This window comes from Hamadaea sp. NPDC051192 (assembly GCF_040682475.1).
Lineage (GTDB): Bacteria > Actinomycetota > Actinomycetes > Mycobacteriales > Micromonosporaceae > Hamadaea > Hamadaea flava.
Genome location: NZ_JBFBAZ010000062.1, coordinates 14,033 through 30,693 on the forward strand (window position 1 = coordinate 14,033; position 16,661 = coordinate 30,693).

General features: G+C 71.0%; 14 protein-coding genes. 8 read left to right on the plus strand and 6 right to left on the minus strand.

The genetic code is table 11. The features are described 5' to 3' along the window. Window positions 1-124: 124 nt before the first annotated feature. The gene (locus AB0M47_RS24525; RefSeq protein WP_363418082.1) at window positions 125-811 is read right to left on the minus strand and encodes an alpha/beta hydrolase; all 687 of its coding nucleotides are present in this window, start codon (window positions 809-811) and stop codon (window positions 125-127) included. A gap of 107 nt (window positions 812-918) precedes the next feature. Between AB0M47_RS24525 and AB0M47_RS24530 the strand changes: the two genes are divergently transcribed. Further along, on the plus strand, window positions 919-1,878 hold the full coding sequence (locus AB0M47_RS24530) for a WYL domain-containing protein (protein ID WP_363418010.1): 960 nt from the start codon (window positions 919-921) through the stop codon (window positions 1,876-1,878). A gap of 14 nt (window positions 1,879-1,892) precedes the next feature. Here the strand turns inward: AB0M47_RS24530 and AB0M47_RS24535 are convergent, their stop codons facing one another. Continuing rightward, window positions 1,893-2,780 (minus strand): NAD(P)-dependent oxidoreductase, encoded by an 888-nt coding sequence (locus AB0M47_RS24535; RefSeq protein ID WP_363418013.1) that lies wholly within the window; start codon window positions 2,778-2,780, stop codon window positions 1,893-1,895. 65 nt (window positions 2,781-2,845) lie between these two features. Between AB0M47_RS24535 and AB0M47_RS24540 the strand changes: the two genes are divergently transcribed. Beyond that, window positions 2,846-3,070, plus strand: coding sequence for a hypothetical protein (locus AB0M47_RS24540; RefSeq protein ID WP_363418015.1), 225 nt, complete (start codon window positions 2,846-2,848; stop codon window positions 3,068-3,070). 61 nt (window positions 3,071-3,131) lie between these two features. On the opposite strand, the gene AB0M47_RS24545 is transcribed toward AB0M47_RS24540, so the two are convergent. Beyond that, window positions 3,132-3,920, minus strand: a complete 789-nt coding sequence (locus tag AB0M47_RS24545) for a helix-turn-helix transcriptional regulator (RefSeq protein ID WP_363418018.1) — start codon at window positions 3,918-3,920, stop codon at window positions 3,132-3,134. A gap of 147 nt (window positions 3,921-4,067) precedes the next feature. On the opposite strand from AB0M47_RS24545, the gene AB0M47_RS24550 reads away from it, so the two are divergent. From AB0M47_RS24550 to AB0M47_RS24560, 3 genes are all read left to right on the plus strand, one after another. Next, on the plus strand, window positions 4,068-4,547 hold the full coding sequence (locus AB0M47_RS24550; RefSeq protein ID WP_363418021.1) for a VOC family protein: 480 nt from the start codon (window positions 4,068-4,070) through the stop codon (window positions 4,545-4,547). A gap of 196 nt (window positions 4,548-4,743) precedes the next feature. Further along, on the plus strand, window positions 4,744-6,852 hold the full coding sequence (locus AB0M47_RS24555; protein WP_363418024.1) for a transglycosylase domain-containing protein: 2,109 nt from the start codon (window positions 4,744-4,746) through the stop codon (window positions 6,850-6,852). A gap of 32 nt (window positions 6,853-6,884) precedes the next feature. Beyond that, the gene (locus AB0M47_RS24560) at window positions 6,885-7,640 is read left to right on the plus strand and encodes an alpha/beta hydrolase (protein WP_363418027.1); all 756 of its coding nucleotides are present in this window, start codon (window positions 6,885-6,887) and stop codon (window positions 7,638-7,640) included. 8 nt (window positions 7,641-7,648) lie between these two features. Here the strand turns inward: AB0M47_RS24560 and AB0M47_RS24565 are convergent, their stop codons facing one another. From AB0M47_RS24565 to AB0M47_RS24575, 3 genes are all read right to left on the minus strand, one after another. Beyond that, window positions 7,649-8,101 carry a DUF1801 domain-containing protein gene (locus AB0M47_RS24565; protein WP_363418030.1) on the minus strand — a complete coding sequence of 151 codons (453 nt, stop codon included), beginning with the start codon at window positions 8,099-8,101 and terminating at the stop codon, window positions 7,649-7,651. Between the two features lie 100 nt (window positions 8,102-8,201). Next, window positions 8,202-12,188, minus strand: a complete 3,987-nt coding sequence (locus AB0M47_RS24570; RefSeq protein WP_363418033.1) for a P-loop NTPase fold protein — start codon at window positions 12,186-12,188, stop codon at window positions 8,202-8,204. A gap of 241 nt (window positions 12,189-12,429) precedes the next feature. After that, a complete protein-coding gene (locus AB0M47_RS24575) occupies window positions 12,430-13,410 on the minus strand; it encodes a PHB depolymerase family esterase (RefSeq protein ID WP_363418036.1) in 981 nt (326 codons plus the stop codon). A gap of 111 nt (window positions 13,411-13,521) precedes the next feature. On the opposite strand from AB0M47_RS24575, the gene AB0M47_RS24580 reads away from it, so the two are divergent. Genes AB0M47_RS24580 through AB0M47_RS24590 form a run of 3 tightly spaced genes read left to right on the plus strand, consistent with a single transcriptional unit; the run spans window position 13,522 to window position 16,610 of the window. After that, a complete protein-coding gene (locus AB0M47_RS24580; protein WP_363418039.1) occupies window positions 13,522-14,214 on the plus strand; it encodes a TetR/AcrR family transcriptional regulator in 693 nt (230 codons plus the stop codon). Window position 14,215: 1 nt separating this feature from the next. Further along, window positions 14,216-15,082 (plus strand): alpha/beta hydrolase, encoded by an 867-nt coding sequence (locus AB0M47_RS24585; protein ID WP_363418042.1) that lies wholly within the window; start codon window positions 14,216-14,218, stop codon window positions 15,080-15,082. A 13-nt stretch (window positions 15,083-15,095) separates the two neighbouring features. Continuing rightward, on the plus strand, window positions 15,096-16,610 hold the full coding sequence (locus tag AB0M47_RS24590; RefSeq protein WP_363418045.1) for a long-chain fatty acid--CoA ligase: 1,515 nt from the start codon (window positions 15,096-15,098) through the stop codon (window positions 16,608-16,610). Window positions 16,611-16,661 lie beyond the last annotated feature (51 nt).

The window sequence follows — 16,661 nt, forward strand, 5'->3', positions numbered from 1 at the left end:
GCCGCTCATGCGGCCGAGCTTTTGCGGCCGCGCATGCGCTGCTCATGATCATGGTCATTTCCACGTTGCCATAGCGACATGGAAATGACCATGATCACGGAGTTCCGCCGGATCGACAGGCAGCTCAGGCTGCGTCGGCGAGCCCGGCGAGGACGCGGGCCAGCTCGGCGGGCTTGCTGAACATCGGCCAGTGCCCGGAGTCGATGTCGACGTACTCGACGTGCTTGGCCTTGGCCAGTTCGGGCACCTCGCCCCCGTCGATCCACTCGCGGGCCTGGGCCGGGCTGAACTCCGGGCACACGAGGGCCACCGGGACGTCATAGCGACGGTCGTCGGTCAGGCGTACCACGCCGTGGGCGACGCCTTCCGGCACCGGGACCGCCGCATCGGCGAACCGCTTCCGGGTCTCCTCGTCGAGATCGGCGGAGTCGGCCCCCTCGAACGGGCCCCAGCCGGGGAACCGCATGACGCCGTCGGCGACCTCGAAGAAGGCGGCGTACTTCTCGCCGTCGGCGGACGGGAACCCGCCGATCAGCGCCACCTTCGCGACCTGATCCGGGCGCCCGTCGGCGGCGAGCCAAGCCAGCGTGCAGGCGCCGGAGTGGCCGACGACCAGCGGCTTGCCCGAGGCCGCGTCGACGGCGGCGAGCACCGTGGCGAGCTGGTCGGCGAGCGTCGCGTCGGACGGTTCGGCGCCCTGGCCGGGCAACGTGACGGCGACCGGCCGATGCCCGAGCGCGGTCAGCTCGGGGACCACCTCGTCCCAGGCCGCACCAGTGAGCCAGAGTCCGCCGATGAGCAGGATGTCCATGTCGAAGTCGCTTTCTGACGGGTCGGTGATCACTTACCCGGTCACCGTAGACCCTATTCCGGACGATCTACTTCCGGTTCATATTCGGACGAGTCTAGGCTGGCCGGGTGCCGTCCGAATCGAGCCCGACCGCCCGTGCGCTGCGCGCGTTGGAGATCCTGCAGACCCGGCCCGGCGTCACCGCCGACGAGCTGGGCGATCGGCTGGGCGTCACCGAGCGCGCCGCCCGCCGCTACGTGGAGATCCTGCGGGAGGCGGGCGTACCGGTGGAGGCGGTGCGCGGTCCGCACGGCGGTTACCGGCTGGGCCGAGGCGTACGCCTCCCGCCGATCGTCTTCTCGCAGGGTGAGGCGCTCGCCCTGGTGATGGCGGTGCTGGACGGCCAGCCCGGCGCGACCGACGCCGAGGACACGGTCGGCTCGGCCCTGGTGAAGGTCATCCGGGCGCTGCCGGAGAGGATCGGGCGGGAGGCGGCGGCGTTGCGGGAGAACATTGCGGCCACGCCGGACCGGAACGCGTCCCGGCCCGACCCGGCCACCACCAGCGCGCTGATCGCCGCCGTCGCGGAGCACAAACGCGTACGGCTGACGTATCGCAGTCCCCGGGGGGATTCCGGCGAGTGGCAGGGCGAGGTCGAACCGTGGGCCGTGGTCGTCCGATATGGACGCTGGTACCTGTTGTGCCACTCGCTGCGCGCCGACGCCGTACGCACCTATCGCGTGGACCGCATCCGCGGAGTCGAACCGACGGGTGAGGAGTTCCAGCCGCCTGAGGGCCTCGATCCGGTGCTCGCCCTGGAGGAGAACCTGGGCTCGGGCTGGCCGATGGAGACCCGCGTGGTGTTCGACGCGCCCCTGGCCGAGGTCGCGCCGTGGATCCGGTCGACGATGGGCCGCCTGGAGCCGTGGGGCGACGGCTGCCGCGTGATCGGCACGACGAACAACCCGGCGATGTACGCCCAGGAGTGGCTGGCCGCCGTGCCGTTCGCGTTCCGGGTGGAGGGCGGGCCGGAACTGCGCGCGGCGGTGGCGGCGGTCGCGGCCCGCTTCGCCGCCGCCCTCGACTGACCAGCGGGAGAACCTCAATCGAAGCTGGCGTAGTAGGCCGCGGCCATGTCCTCGTCGGCGTGGCCCGACTCGGCGGCGCGCCGCAGCCGTTCCGCGCTCGCGGCCGCCACGTCGAGGCGTACGCCGTTCTGCTCGCCGGCGCGCACGATGAGCCCGGCGTCCTTGGCGGCGGTGGCGACGGCGAACGAGGCGGGGCTGAGCCGTTCGGTGCGGATGAGATCGGCCTTGACGTGCGCGTACCCCATGTCGAGCGGCCCGCCGTCGATCGCCTCGAAGAACCCGTCGGGGTCGACGCCGAGCGCCCCGGCCAGGGCCAGCACTTCGCCGATGGCGTTGGTGGCGGCCAGAACCCAGCTGTTGACCACGAGCTTCAGCCGGGTGGAGGCGCCGGCTGCGCCGTCCTCACCGGTCCACATCGTACGCACGCCGACGGCGTCGAAGATCGGGGCGACGAGGTCCCGGGCGCCGGTCGGACCGGCCGCGAGGATCAGCAGTTTGCCGGCCTCGGCCGGCTGGCGCGTACCCAGGACGGGGGCGTCATAGAACACGAGCCCGTGCTCGGTGGCGAACTCGGCTAGTTCGGCGACGGCGTCGAGGGCCACGGTGGTCGACTGGATCCAGACGGTCCCTGGCCGCAGTGCCGTGGCCGCCTGGCGCATCACTGCCGCGACGGCGGAGTCGTCGAAGAGCATGGTCAGCACGACGTCGGCGTCCTGCACGGCTTCGGCGGGCGACTCGGCCACCAGTACGCCGTCGGCCGCCAACGGCTCCGCCTTGTCGCGGCTTCGGTTCCAGGCCCGCACGGCGTGCCCGGCGCGTGCGAGGTTGCGGGCCATCGCCGCGCCCATGATCCCAGTGCCCAGCACTGCGACAGTCGTCTTGTCGGTCATGATCCCGATCATGGCACGGCTCGGTGAACCCGGCGATCGGCCGCTTCTCCGGCGCGGTGACCGGCCGAGGAGGGACAATGGGAGACGGGGTGCTGATCATGGTCGACCGTTGGTTCGGGGAAGCCGGCCGTACGAACGCCGAGGATCTGCTCGATTTGGAGCTGGAACCGGACTTCGCGTCGGAACACAGCCACTTGTCCGTGGCCGACCGTGACTTCGGTCCCGAGGGGCGGCCGGATCATGAGACGCCCCGCGGCTACGGCGGCGCCGACTGGAACTACCACCACCGCCTCGTCGTCTGACCAGCCCGTCGGCTGACCAGTCCGGCGACTGAGCAGTCCGGCGGCTGAACAGTCCGGCCGGTCAGCTTTCGTCGATCTCGGCGCGGTAACCGCTCGGGGTGAACCCGAGCCGCTCCCGGAACTCGCGGGTGAGGTGGCCGTGGTCGGCGTACCCGAGTTCGGTGGCGATCTCGGCGAGGCTCACGCCCGGTTCCGTCCGGACCCGCTCGGCGGCCTCCTGCAGGCGACGGCGGCGGATCATCTCGGCGGGGCTCAGGCCGACATACCGGGTGGCGAGGCGATGCAGCGTACGCGGGGCGACGTGCATCCGCGCGGCGGCGTCGTCGAGTGTACGCACCTCGGCGTCGCCGTCCAGCAGTTCGGCCAGCTCGTTGGCCTGGCGGCCCTGGTCGGTGACGCTGAGCGCGTTCTTGGCGAACCAGGTCGAGAACACCTCGACCGCGGCGGCGTGCCGTTCGTCCCGGTCGACGATCGTCATGGCTTCGACGACCGCCTCGTGCAGGTCGGGCGCTTCGAACGGGGCCACGGTGTCGCGCAGATCGACGGGCGCCGCCGTGAAGGTGGGCATCGCCGCCGGGCGTAGCAGCGCGCCGACCGCCCAGCCCCGACCGGACAGGTCACGGTAGGACGCCCGGGTCGTCGGGCCGGACAGCATGACCAGGTTCGTCTGCACGACGAGATTGCTCGTCGGGAACGACATCAGGTGCTGCCGGGAGGTGCGGCCGGGCGCGATGTCCCACTCGGGAATCCAGAACCAGCGGACCAGTTCGGCGACCGGCTCCGGCGCGGGCAGCCGATGGAAGTCCGGCAGTCGCGCCGGATAGAGGATGCCGCGGTCCTTGCTGGTCACCCGCCGAGCCTACCGGGATCGGGTGCCGTCGCCCGGCAGCCGGAGCAGGCCGCAGACGAAGCAGGTCGCAGACGAAGCAGGTCAGGTGAGCCAAGCTGGCGCGAATCTCCAAGTCGCCCAGCCCAGCCCACACCTAGCGTCAAGGGCATGAACGGACAGCACACCACCAATGGAATTCCCACCGGCTACACCAGCGTCACGCCTTTCCTCACGATTCCGCGCGCTGCCGAGGCGATCAAGTTCTACGAGGAGGTCTTCGGCGCGAAGGTCGTCGACGTCACGAAGTTCGGCGAGGCCGTCGCGCATGCCGACCTGGACTTCGGCCAGGGTCACCTGCAACTCGGCGAGCCGGACCCGGCGTACCACCTGATCGCCGCGCCGGAGGGCGACGAGGACAGTTATTCGATGGGGTTCTATTGCGTCGACGCCGACACCGTCGTCGCGCGGGCCGAGGCCGCCGGGGCGACCGTGCGCGAGCCGCTGTCGACGTTCGCCTCCGGCGACCGGTACGCCTCGATCCGCGACCCGTTCGGCGTACGCTGGACGATCATGACTCGGGTCGAGGACCTCTCGCCGGAGGAGAGCGCCCGCCGCGTCGCCGAGTGGGCGGCGCAGCAGCAGGGCTGAGCCCCACGAGATCATCCCAGTACCGCTTGACCGCCGTCGCCGGTGCCACCGGCGACGGCGCACACGCGAGCCGATCCCGACGGGGCCTCGCGACACCGTCGTCTTCCGTACGCTGACGCCGACCGGCAACCATCGACACCCGTTCGCGCGTCTGGCATCTCGGCGCGTGAACTGTCACGGCGGAACGGGATGTGGGATGACCTCGAACGAGCAGGCACAGGACGGCGCGGAGCAGACCGACTCGAAGAGCCGCGGCCGGCGGCGCAGGCGAGGGCTCAAGGTGCTCGCCGCGTCGGTCGCGACGCTGGTCGTCCTGGTCGGCGGCGGGCTGATCGGCGTCTCGTACTACGTGGACAGTGTGGACGTCCTAGTTCCCGAGAACTTCCACCCCGCCCAGGCCACCGCGATCATGGCCGCCGACGGCAAGACGCAGCTCGCGCAGCTCGGCACGGTGAACCGGGTGGACGTGCCGATGGCCGTCCTCCCCGAGAAGGTTCGTAACGCGCTGATCGCCGGGCAGGACAAGGACTTCTTCGAGGATTCGTTCCGGGGCTCGGAGCTGACCCACCTGTATGTGCGGATCGCCGTCGCCGCCGAGATGGGTTCGACCCGGGAGATGGTGCTCGCCCGCAAGCTGGAGGAGCGGTACGACAAGCTCTCCATCATGGGGTTCTACCTGAACAGCGCCGACTTCGGCCGGGGCGCGGTCGGGGTGGAGACCGCCGCGCAGGCGTACTTCGGCAAGTCCGCCAAGGATCTGACCCTGGCGGAGGCCGCCGTGCTCGGCTCGGTGCTCAAGCAGCCCTACGACAGCGGCGGCGGGCTGAGCCCGTTCGATCCGGAGGCGCATCCGGCTGAGGCCAAGGACCGGTGGGGCTACGTGCTCGCCACCATGGTCGGGCAGTGGATCACCGCCGAGGAGAAGTCCACACTGGAGTTTCCCGCGTTCCGGGCGTACGCGACGGTGACCCCGTCCGCCGAGTGGGGTCTGCGCGTCAAGCCCGGCGAGGGCGCGGGCCAGGCGACCGGCAACGTCGTGAACCACGTGTACGAGGAGCTGAAGGCGCAGGGCATCGAGCCGGTCGCCCTCAAGTCCGGCGGCTATCGGGTCACCACGACGATCGATCCCGAGGCGCAGCGGCTGCTGGAGCAGGCGGCGCGGCCGGACCTGAAGGGCTCGGAGCTCTACGGCCGCACCGTCGTACGCGACACGAACGGCAAGGTCCAGCAGGATCTGGAGTCGGCCGGAGTCGTCCTCGACCACACCACCGGCGCGGTGCTGGCGTACTACGGCGGCCTCGACGCCAGGGAGCTGGACCAGGCGGGCGTCAACACGGCCGATCGGGCGCTCATCGGCGGGCATCCGCCGGGCGGCACCATGAAGGTGTACACGCTGGCGGCGGCGCTGGAGGCGGGCGCGTCGTTGCAGTCGCACTGGAAGGCGATGCCGTTCACGACCGACGACAAGATCAAGGTCGGCAACAGCGGCGTACCCAACACCACTTGCAGGGACTACTGCACGCTGGAGTACAGCTTCGTGAAGTCCTTCAACGTGCCGTTCTACTGGATCGCCCGGCAGATCGGTCCCGGGTCGGTCGTCAAGATGGCGTACCTGGCGGGCGTCAAGTGCATGTGGAACGTCGACGGCAAGGAGATGATCTCCGGCGGCCGGTTCCAGGACCCCACCGATCGAAGCCCGTTCGACCGGCAGGTCGGCTACGGAAAGTACCCGATCACGGTGCTGGACAACGCGGCCGGCGTCGCGACGATCGCCAACGGCGGGATCTACAACAAGCCGCACTTCGTGGCGAAGGTCGAGAAGAAGGACCCCGCCACCGGCAAGTACATCGTCGTGCGGGAAGTGGGCGCGAAGCTCGAACCGCAGCAGGTGATGCGCCGGGCGGTCGCCGACGACGTCACGTACGCCATGACCCGGGCGGCCGCCGACCGGAACTGGGGCGCCGCCGTGGGCGGCCGGGAGATCGCCACCGTCGGCGGCGCGTGGGAGGGAACGAGGCTGGACGCCTCCGGCCAGCCCGTCCCGACCGCCGACAACTCCGACGCCTGGCTCGTCGGGTTCACCAAGCAGATCACGGTCGCGGTGTGGGCCGGCAACGCGGCGGGCACGTATCCGGTGATCGACCCGAAGACACAGCGTTCGATCACCGCGGCGACGTCGTTCCGGATCTGGTCCGGCGTGGTCTCCGGCTACAGTGGCGCCCGGCAGCTGCCGAAGGAGAAGCTCCCCGGGCCGGCGCACGTCGGCCGCGACGATTTCCCCCTCTCCAACGGGGTCGCCCCTTAGCCGCGGCGACCCGGCGGGCGCGAAAGGACGCGATGACCTGGTACGAGCCGGACGGCCAGCGGATCTACTACGAGGACGCCGGTCGCGGCGACGCCGTCGTGCTGATGCCGGGTTGGGGCGGCAGCGTGGTGGACCTTCGCCGGTTGCACGCCGAACTCGCCGCCGGGTTCCGGGTCATCGCCGTCGACCTGCCGGGTTCCGGACGGTCGCAGCCGCAGCCCCGGCGTTACCCGCCGACCTACTACCTGGACGACGCCCGGCTGCTGCTCGGGCTGCTCGACGAGCTGGGCGTCGAGGTCGCCCATCTGGTCGGCTTCAGCGACGGCGGGGAGGAGGCGCTGCTCATCGCGGCGCTGCGACCCGCTCGGGCGTTGTCGGTGCTGACCTGGGGCGCCGCCGGTCAGATCGTGGCGTCGCCGGAGTCGCTTCGAGGACTGGCGCACCTGCTGGACGATCCGCCCGACGACCTCAAGCCGCTGGCCGCGTACCTGGCCGAGAGCTACGGTGTGGCCGAAGCCCGGATCATGGCGAGCAGCTGGGCGGCGGCGATGACCGCCATCATCGAGGCGGGCGGTGACGTCAGCCGGTCCCGGGCAGCTCAGATCACCTGTCCAGCGCTGCTGATCGCCGGGACCGGCGATCCGTTCTGCCCGCCGGACCTGGTTCGTCAGATGGCCGACGCCCTGCCGCGCGGTCGTTTCGTGGAGGTCGACGGCGGGCACGACCTGCACCTGTCACACGGGCGCTGGCTGGCGGCCACCATCGCCGGCTGGCTCGGCGATCACTGACCTCCGGGCTAAGCGATGCCCGCCGCCTTCTTGACCAGCTCGGCGATCCGCTTCTCGTCGGCGGCGGTGAGTTTGGTCAGGGCGTAGGAGGTCGGCCACATGCCGCCCTCGTCGAGCTGGGCGGCCTCCTGGAAGCCGAAGGTGGCGTACCGCGTCTTGAACTTGGCCTTGGCCTGGAAGAAGCAGACGACCTTGCCGTCCTTCTTGTACGCGGGCTGCCCGTACCAGGTCTGCGGGGCCAGTTCCGGGGCGTGCTTCTTGACGATCGCGTGGATCTTCTCCGCCATCGCGCGGTCGGTGCCCTCCATCTCGGCGATCTTCGCCAGCACCTCGGCCTCGGCGTCGGCGCCGGCCTTGGCCGCCTTCATCTCCTTGGCGTGTTCCTTCATCGCCGCGCGTTCTTCGGCGTTGAAGCCGTCGTAGGACTTGTCGGCCTTGGTCGCCTTCTTCGCAGTGGCCATCGTTCGGCTTCCTCCCTGTGCATCTCGCTCCTGTCGAACCTAAGGCTAGGGAGGGTGCCGGTGCGGTGGCTTCTCCGAAACTGATCGACTATGCGCACGCTTACAGCAAGTAGTAGGCGTACTCGATGACCCGGTGGTTGGCCTTCTCGCGCAGCAGCTGGCGGAGACCGTGCAGCTCGGCGTCGGGAAACTCGGTCAGCCGCAAATCGGTCTCCACGGTCGTCCACTCGGCGGTCCCGGCCGCGTGGAAGGCCCGCGACAGGCCGGTCCGGTCCTTGTCGAAGACCCGGGTCAGGGCAGGCACGAACGCCGGCCAGCGCGCGACGATCTCGGCCAGGGTCATCACGTCGCAGGCCGCCTGGGTGGTCGCCAGCGCCTCGCTGCCGAGTCGCCTCTGCAGCACGCGTACATAGAAGCCCCACAGCGTGAGCAGGCGTTTGGTCTCCCGCATCGTCTGGCGCGGGCGCAGGCGCATCAGTTCCTGCAGGTGTGTCTGGATCGCCGGGTCGCCCTCCAGGAACCGGTCGCGGGCCTGCTGGGCGCGGGCCGGGAGGGTCGCCGGCCGCGACGCGGGCAACAGCTCTTTCACTGGTACGCCCACCGCACCGTCGGTGCTCTCGCCGCTGGTACGTCCGACGACGACGTCGCTCGCCGGCTGTGGGGTCTGGGCGCTCGGCGCGACCGGCGGGGTGTGCCGCCGTAGCAACCGGAAGACGTGGAAGTCCCGGGTGATCGGCAGGACGACCGGCAGCTGGGAGATCTTGTAGAGCATTCCCCAGCCGGCGTCCCCTTCCATCGACCCCAGCCGGCCCGGCCCGACTCCGTGGTTCTGTTCTTGTTTGAGCGCCGCCAGATCGCGGGCGACCAGGACGGGGTCGAGGCCGAGGACGAACTTCGGCACGCCCCAGGGGCCGGGGTCGCGGGTGGCGAGGAAGCCGCTGACGGCTTCGAAGATCTCGGCGGTGAGCCGGCCGTTGCACCGGTCGAGGTCGTCGATGAAGACCACGAGCTGATAGTCGCGGGAGGCGAGGTGGGCCGACAGGTGCTGGACGTCGCGTTGCGCCCAGTAGAGTTCGCCGGCCTCGGTCGGATAGGTGAGGTCGGTGGCCAGCCGGTCGACGCCGACAGCGGTCCGTGGGACCGGGCTGTCCAGCAGCTGGGCGGGCAGGTACGCCGACGCTCGCCCGTATCTCGCGCGCCAGCCGACCGTGCCGAGGCCGATCAGCACGAACAGCCCGAAGACGATCAGGATCGCGGCCTGGTAGGCGGGTTTGATCGGCGTCCCGTTGAGCCGGGCGATGGTCGCCATCGACAACACCGGCAGCAGGTACGCGGTCAGCAGCAGCGCGGCGGGTCGCAGGATGGCGGTGACCAGCCGCGTACGCAGCGCCGACTGGTCGACGCGGTCGAGGTTGTGCCGCAGCCAGTACGCCTGCTGAGCTTGGCGGCCCTCGGCCAGCAGGGGCCCGGCGACCGCGACGATCTCCCAGACGAGGCCCGACCACACCTGGTTGGCCGACTGCGAGATCCACGGGTTGAACCAGGCGGTGACGGTCTTGGTGGGATTGCGGCGCTCGGTCCGCTCCCCGATCTGGCGGTCCGGCCGGTCGGCGGGCAACGGCGCGGGTTCGGCCCGCAGAATCCGGTACGCCTCCCACGGCGACATCTCGCGCTCGGCCTTCGGGGCGTCCCCGTCGCGCTGCGGGACCTCTGGCCGCTGCCGCTGGGCGGCGGCCACGGGTTCCTCCACAGTGTCCGCCGCAGGCGGCTGACCCGGTGGCGGGCCGGCTTCGAGCTGTTCCCGCAGCAGCCGCATGAACGAGGTCTTCCCCGACCCCCAGTTGCCTTCGATCGTGACGACCTGAGGTCCGTGGGTGTCGTGGGCGCCGCTCGGTTTGACGTTGGGCTGCAACAGGTCGGCGAGCACGGCGACCATGTCGGTGCGGTCCAGCAGGTCGGCCTCGGCGGGCCGGTCGGCGAACCCCCGGATCAGCAGATTGTTGCGGGTCGGAATCAGCTCACTGTCGTCGATGCTCCAGAGCCGGATGAACCCGTCGTCGCCGCCGCTGACCAGTTCGCCGCCAGGCAGCGCCTGCAGGGTGCGTACCCAGTTGGTGTGGGCCGGGACGTCGGAGAGGGCGACCTTGTCGCCGCCCAGGTTCCAGAGCCGGATGCGGTGATCGGCGCCGCCGCTGGCCAGCAGCCAGGTCTCGTTGTCCTGCCCGGTCGGCGGGATCGCGGCGAGGGCGGCGATCGGCCCGTTGTGCGGGCGGCTGTCGCCGGGCAGGACCCGGTGGACCCATTGGCCGGGCGACAACGCGGCGGCCACGCCGTTACGGCGGGTCGTCGTCCTCCAGTAGTGGATGGTGCCGTCGTCGCAGCCCGCGACGAGGATGACGCCGTCCGGCGACGGCAGCGCGGTCAATGCTCGGGCCTGGACGGGCAGGGGCAGCTCGCCGAGCTTCCTCGGCTCGGGCAGCTGGCTGAGGTTCCACAGGCTGACGCGGCGGTCGGAGTGGCTGAGCGCCAGCAGCGGCGAGGCGTCCGGTGGGGTACCGGGCTGGCCGGGTGCGTGCACCATGACGGCGGACCGCACGAGCGCCTCGGTGGCCCCGGTCAACGTCGCGACCTTGGTGAGCACACCGGACGGCACCTGCCAGATGGTCGGCTCGCCGCCGTCGCCGGCCGCGACGACGTGGCGTACGCCTTGGTGGTCGAACTGCGTCATGGCGCGGATGCGGCCGAGTCCGCTGGGCACGGGCAGCACGGTGTCCTCCGTCGGCGCGGGCTTGCCTTCCTCGACGGAGAAGTAGCGCAGGAAGCCGTCCTCGTCACCGGAGACGAACTCGTAGGGCCCGGCCTCGGCGATGGCCTGTACCTGGGTCGTGTGCCCGTTGGTGCGGTGCCACAGCGTGAACGAGGGATCGGAGTCCTGGGACGACAGCAGCCATAGGCCGACCTTGCCGTCGTCGGAGGCCACCGCCACGCGCGGCCGGGCGCCGCCCGGGGTCTGCTCGCCCTTGGTCGGAATGATGGCGTTGACCCAGTTGCCTTGCAGCCATTCGCGGGCGGTGAAGCTGACGGGGTCCTGCCGCCAGATGACGATCTCGCCTTCGTCGTCCCCCGCCGCGAGCATCATCGAGCCGTCCCGCGCCAGCATCTTGGCCAGCGTGGTGATGGACCCGCGTTGTCCGGGCAGTTCGGCGCTGGGCTGCGCGGCGGCCGGGTCCCAGATGACGACATTACGGCCGTCGGTGGTGGCCAGCGCCGCCTCCCCGTCGGGGCCGACCACGGCGGTGATGGCCGCGTTCGTCTGCCGGATCGCGAACCGGCGGCCGAGCTGGCGGCCCGCTCGGACCCGGCGGTCGTCCGGCCCGGCCGCGCCGGGCGCCGGCGGTTCGGCGGAGCCGGTTTCGGTGGACGGGTCCCACAGCTGGATGCCGCGCTGGGACGCGCTGGCGATGCGGGGACGCAGGTGGCCGTCGTAGATGACGGCGAGCTGCTTGTCCTCGCCCTCGCCGAACAGCGAGTGTTCGAGCTGGGCCGGATCATGCAGGTCCCAGACGGTGATGCCGCCGCCGTGGGCGACCGCCAGTCGGCCCTCTTGACGCAGGACCTTGATCGCCCGCACCGGACGCGGATGCGAGAGGGGTTTGCTGACCGTCCACTGGCCGTCGAGCCCGAGGTGCCAGAGGTAGAGCTGTCCCGAGGTGCTCCCGGCGGCGATGATCGGGCCGTCCTTGCCGAGCAGCGCGTCGACGGAGTGCAGCCGCGCCTGGCCCGGCACGGGCAGCTGGACCCGGTCGCCGGTCAGCGGGTCGAAGACCGACACGGTCCCGCCGCCGCCGACCGCGGCGATGAGCGGCCAGTCCCCGTGCCGGGGCACATGGGCCAGGTCATAGAAGGCGTCCGCGCCGTCCGCGCCGAGGATCCCGGCCTGCCGCCCGTCCGGGCTGTAGAGCCGGATGCCCTGCGACGGACCGAGCACTGCGAGCAGTTCACCCAGGTCAGGGTGCCGCAAGAAGTCCATGGCGTCGATCCGCTGGTTACCGGTGTCGATGCGGACCGGGTCACGAAAGCCGTCCATGACCGGTTTCTAACAGCGGTGGCCGCCACTGTCCGGCATGGAATCGGCTCGATCGGCTCGCCGTCCGGGTTCTCCTCGTCGGCGGTGGGTGGGAGCGCGTCCGGCGGTCAGCCGGACACGGTCACCCGCACTGGCCACATTGTTTACACATCGGACGCCGCGAACCAGCCGTGCGGTGTGGCGGCGGCCCGACCGGGTGAGCCGGGCCGCCGCCGATCGGTGTCCGGCCGACGGGTGATCGTCAGGGCTTGGGGTGGGCCAGGAAGAAGTCCCAGCTGATCCCGGTGGCGTCTGGTCCGGCGGGGTCGCCGTAGAGGCTGCACGCGCATCCGCCCGGGTACGCGTGCCCGGCGCCGTCGATCATGTACTGCTCGACGAGGGACTGGCCGGACGCGGTGCGGTAGGTCAGATGCGTGTAGGTGCGGCCGCCGGGCACCTGGGCGTACTGGACGGCGTCGGCCACGTTGTCGGTGTGTCCCACGGTGGTCCACTGCCCGGCGATCCGGTACGCCGTCGACGGCGGGACGACGATGTCGGCCGTGCCCTGCCAGATGACGACGGGTACCGGCCGGGCCCGGCTGCCCATCTCGGCCAGCGCGTCGAGACCGGCCTGTTCCGGCGTACGCAGTTGCAGGATGTCGCACTCGTATTCGCAGCCGGCGAGGATCGCCGCGGAGGCGTACAAGTCGGGATAGGTGACGGCCATGATGTTGGCCATCACGCCGCCCGCCGAGACACCGGTGACGAAGATCCGCTTGGGGTCGACGGTGTAGGCCGACTTCATCCGGTTGGTGATCCCGGCGATGATGGCCGGTTCGCCCCAGCCACGATGCTGGTTGGTGGGCAGCGTCCAGTTCCAGCAGCCGGCCGGGTTGGCCAGGTTGTTCTGGTCGGGGAACACCACGATGAAGCCGCGTCGTTCGGCTTCGGCGCTCCAGCCGGACAGCAGGTCGAAGCCGACGTCGTTCTCGGTGCAGCCGTGCAGCGCGACCAGCAGCGGCATGGGAGTGCCCGCCCGGTACGCCGACGGCACGTAGCCGTGGTAGTCGCGAGAGCCGAACAAGCTGACGTACGCGCCGGCGAAGTAGGAGCCGCTCGCCGCGTGCGCGGCCGGGGACACGACCACGACGCCGAGCAGGCTCAGCAGCAGGGCAAGGGTCAGGCGGAGGGTGCGGGAGCTGAGCCGGGACCGGGTGGGCGCGGCCAGGGACGGGGTTGACATGGGCGCCTTCCTCTCGATTACCATCTACCAATCGATTGGTTGGCAGCACTATGGCCCCAGGTTTGGCAAGATGTCAACCAATCGATCGGTACGGAGTTTGGGAGCGCAGAGATGGCCACCACCCCGCGCTGGGAGCCGCGTCGGCTCAGCGCCGTCAAGGTCGAGCTGCCCGAGGGCGTGACGCCCGGCGGCACGCGCGGCCGCATCCTGCTGGGCGGCCTGCAGCTGTTCGCCGAGCTGGGCTTCCACGGCACGTCGATCCGCGACCTCGGGTCGGCCGCCGGGATCAACTCGGCGACGCTCTACGCGCACTACCCGTCCAAGGAGCACATCCTGGCCGAGCTGGTGCTGCTCGGCCACCAGGCCATGCACGAGCGTCTCCAGCAGGCCGTCCTCGACGCCCCGGCCGGACCGGCCGAGCAACTGCGCGCACTCGTGACCGCGCACGTCTACGTGCACACCGACTTTCCGCTGCTGGCCCTGGTGGCCAACGCCGAGCTGCACGCGCTGTCCCCCGCGCAGGCCGCCCCGTCGCTGGCGCTACGCGAACAGACCCAGCAGCTCGCCCTCGGCGTCGTCCAGCGCGGCATCGACGCCGGGGTGTTCCAGGTGCCCGACGCGTACCTGGCCACGGCGGCTGTCAGCGCCATGGGCGTCCGGGTGGCCAGCTGGTTCGGGCCGGATCAGCCGTACCGCCGCGAACAGATCGCCCAGTCCTACGCCGACTTCGCGCTGCGCGTCGTCGGCGCGACCTCCGCAGACGCCTCCCCGGCAGACTCCACTCCTGCAGAAAAGGAACGCTGATATGCAGCCTCTCGACATCGCACTGCCCGGCTCGGCCGGGGCGTTGCGCGTACTGCGCTTCGGCGGCGGCGACAACGTCGTCGTGGCCGCGCACGGCATCACCGCTTCGGCCATGTCGTTCGCCGCGGTCGCCCGCGCGCTGCCCGCCGGCTGGAGCCTGCTCGCGGTCGACCTGCGGGGCCGCGGGGGCAGCGACCACGCCCCCGGTCCGTTCGGCATCGACCAGCACGCGGCGGATCTGGCCGTCGTCGCTTCCCATTTCGGTACGCCGATGGTGCTGGCCGGTCAATCGCTGGGCGCGTACGCGGCGCTCCGGGCGGCGGTGCGCACCCCAGAGCTGTTCACCAGATTGGTGCTGGTCGACGGCGGGCTGCCGTTGCCGGTCCCGGTGGGCGTCGACCCGGACGCCGTGCTGGAGGCGACCGTCGGGCCGGCCATCGCCCGGCTGAAGACGACGTACCCGTCCGAGCAGGCGTACCTCGAGTTCTTCCAGCAGCACCCGGCGCTCAGCGCGGCCTGGAACGACGACCTGACCGCGTACGTGCGCTATGACGCCGTGGGCGAGCCCGGCGCGATCCGCTCGCGGGTCAACCCGGAGGCGGTCTACACCGACGGCCGCGACCTGGTGGTGCACGCGGCGTCGTTCGGCGACGACCTGGCCGCCCTGACGATCCCGGCGACCCTGCTGTACGCGCCGCGCGGCATGTTCGGCCAGGAACCGGGACTGCTCCCCCAGCCGGTGGTCGATCATTGGACGGCGGCGACCTCGCTGACGTCGCAGCTGATCCCCGACTGCAACCACTACACGATCCTGACCGATCCGAAGCCGGCCGAGACGATCGCGCGCGCGATCACCGGCGGCGAGTGAAGGAGGAGCCCGCATGACCAACCTCGCCGAGAACCTGACCGCGTCGGCCGCGAAGGTCCCCGACCAGATCGCCGTGAAGCTCGCCGACCGCACGCTCACCTTCGCCGAGCTGGACGACGCCGCCGCCCGGGTCGCCGGCTACCTGCGCCTCACCGGCGTCCAGCCGGGCGACCGGGTCGGCCTGATGCTGCCGAACGTGCCCGAGTTCGCGGTGCTGTACTACGGCATCCTGCGCGCCGGCGCGGTCGTCGTGCCGATGAACCCGCTGCTCAAGGCCCGCGAGATCGACTACTACCTCGATGACTCGGGCGCTTCCGGGATGTTCACCTGGCACACCTTCGCCGACGAGGCGGCCCAGGGCGCGCACCGGGCCGACAGCGTCAGCCTGATCATCGAGCCGGAGCGGTTCGCCCGCGAACTGTCCACCTACGACCCGGTGGCGGAGGTCGCCGAGCGCGCCGGGGACGACACGGCCGTCATCCTGTACACCTCGGGGACGACGGGGCGGCCCAAGGGCGCCGAGCTGACCCACGACAACCTGAGCCGCAACGTCGACGTCACCGCGCGTACGCTGCTCGGCCTCGGCCCTGCCGACGTCGTTTTCGGCGGGCTGCCGCTGTTCCACTCGTTCGGCCAGACCGTCGCGCTCAACACGGCCGTGGCCGTCGGCGCGACCCTGGTGCTCATCGCCCGGTTCGAACCGAAGGCCGCGCTGGGTCTGCTCGCGACCGAGCACGCCACCGTCTTCGCGGGCGTGCCGACCATGTACGGCGCGCTGTTGCAGGCCGCCGCGGACAGCGGCGTCGAGCTGCCGGACCTGCGGATCTGCGTCTCCGGCGGGGCGGCGCTGCCGGTCGAGCTGCTGCACCGGTTCGAGGCCCGGTTCGGCGTGGCGATCCTGGAGGGCTACGGCCTGTCGGAGACCTCGCCGGTGGCCTGCTTCAACCACCCGGACCGGCCCCGCAAGGCCGGCACGATCGGCACCCCGATCGCCGGGGTCGAGATGAAGGTGGTCGGCCCGCCCGGGGAGGACGGCGTACGCCATGACCTCGGCGACGGGGAGGTCGGCGAGATCGCCATCCGCGGCCACAACATCATGAAGGGCTACTGGCAGCGTCCGGAGGAGACCGCCGAGGCCATCGTGGACGGCTGGTTCCTCTCCGGCGACCTGGGCCGCCGCGACGCCGACGGCTACTACTCGATCGTCGACCGGGCCAAGGACATGGTCATCCGGGGTGGCTTCAACGTCTACCCCCGGGAGGTCGAGGAAGTCCTCTACGAGCATCCGGCCGTCGCCGAGGCGGCGGTGCTGGGCATGCCGCACCGTACGCACGGCGAAGAGGTCGTGGCGGTCGTCGTGCTGCGGCCAGGCGCCACGGCCACCCCGGACGAGCTGCGCGAACACGTCAAGGGGCAGCTGGCTGCGTACAAGTATCCGCGGCATGTCTGGATCGTCGACGAGCTGCCGAAGACGGCGACGGGCAAGATCCTCAAGCGCGAGATCACGGTGCCGCCGGTCGCCGAATAGCACCTCCGGCGGCCGTCGCAGCCTCCGCACGGCGGCCGCCGGACGTATCCT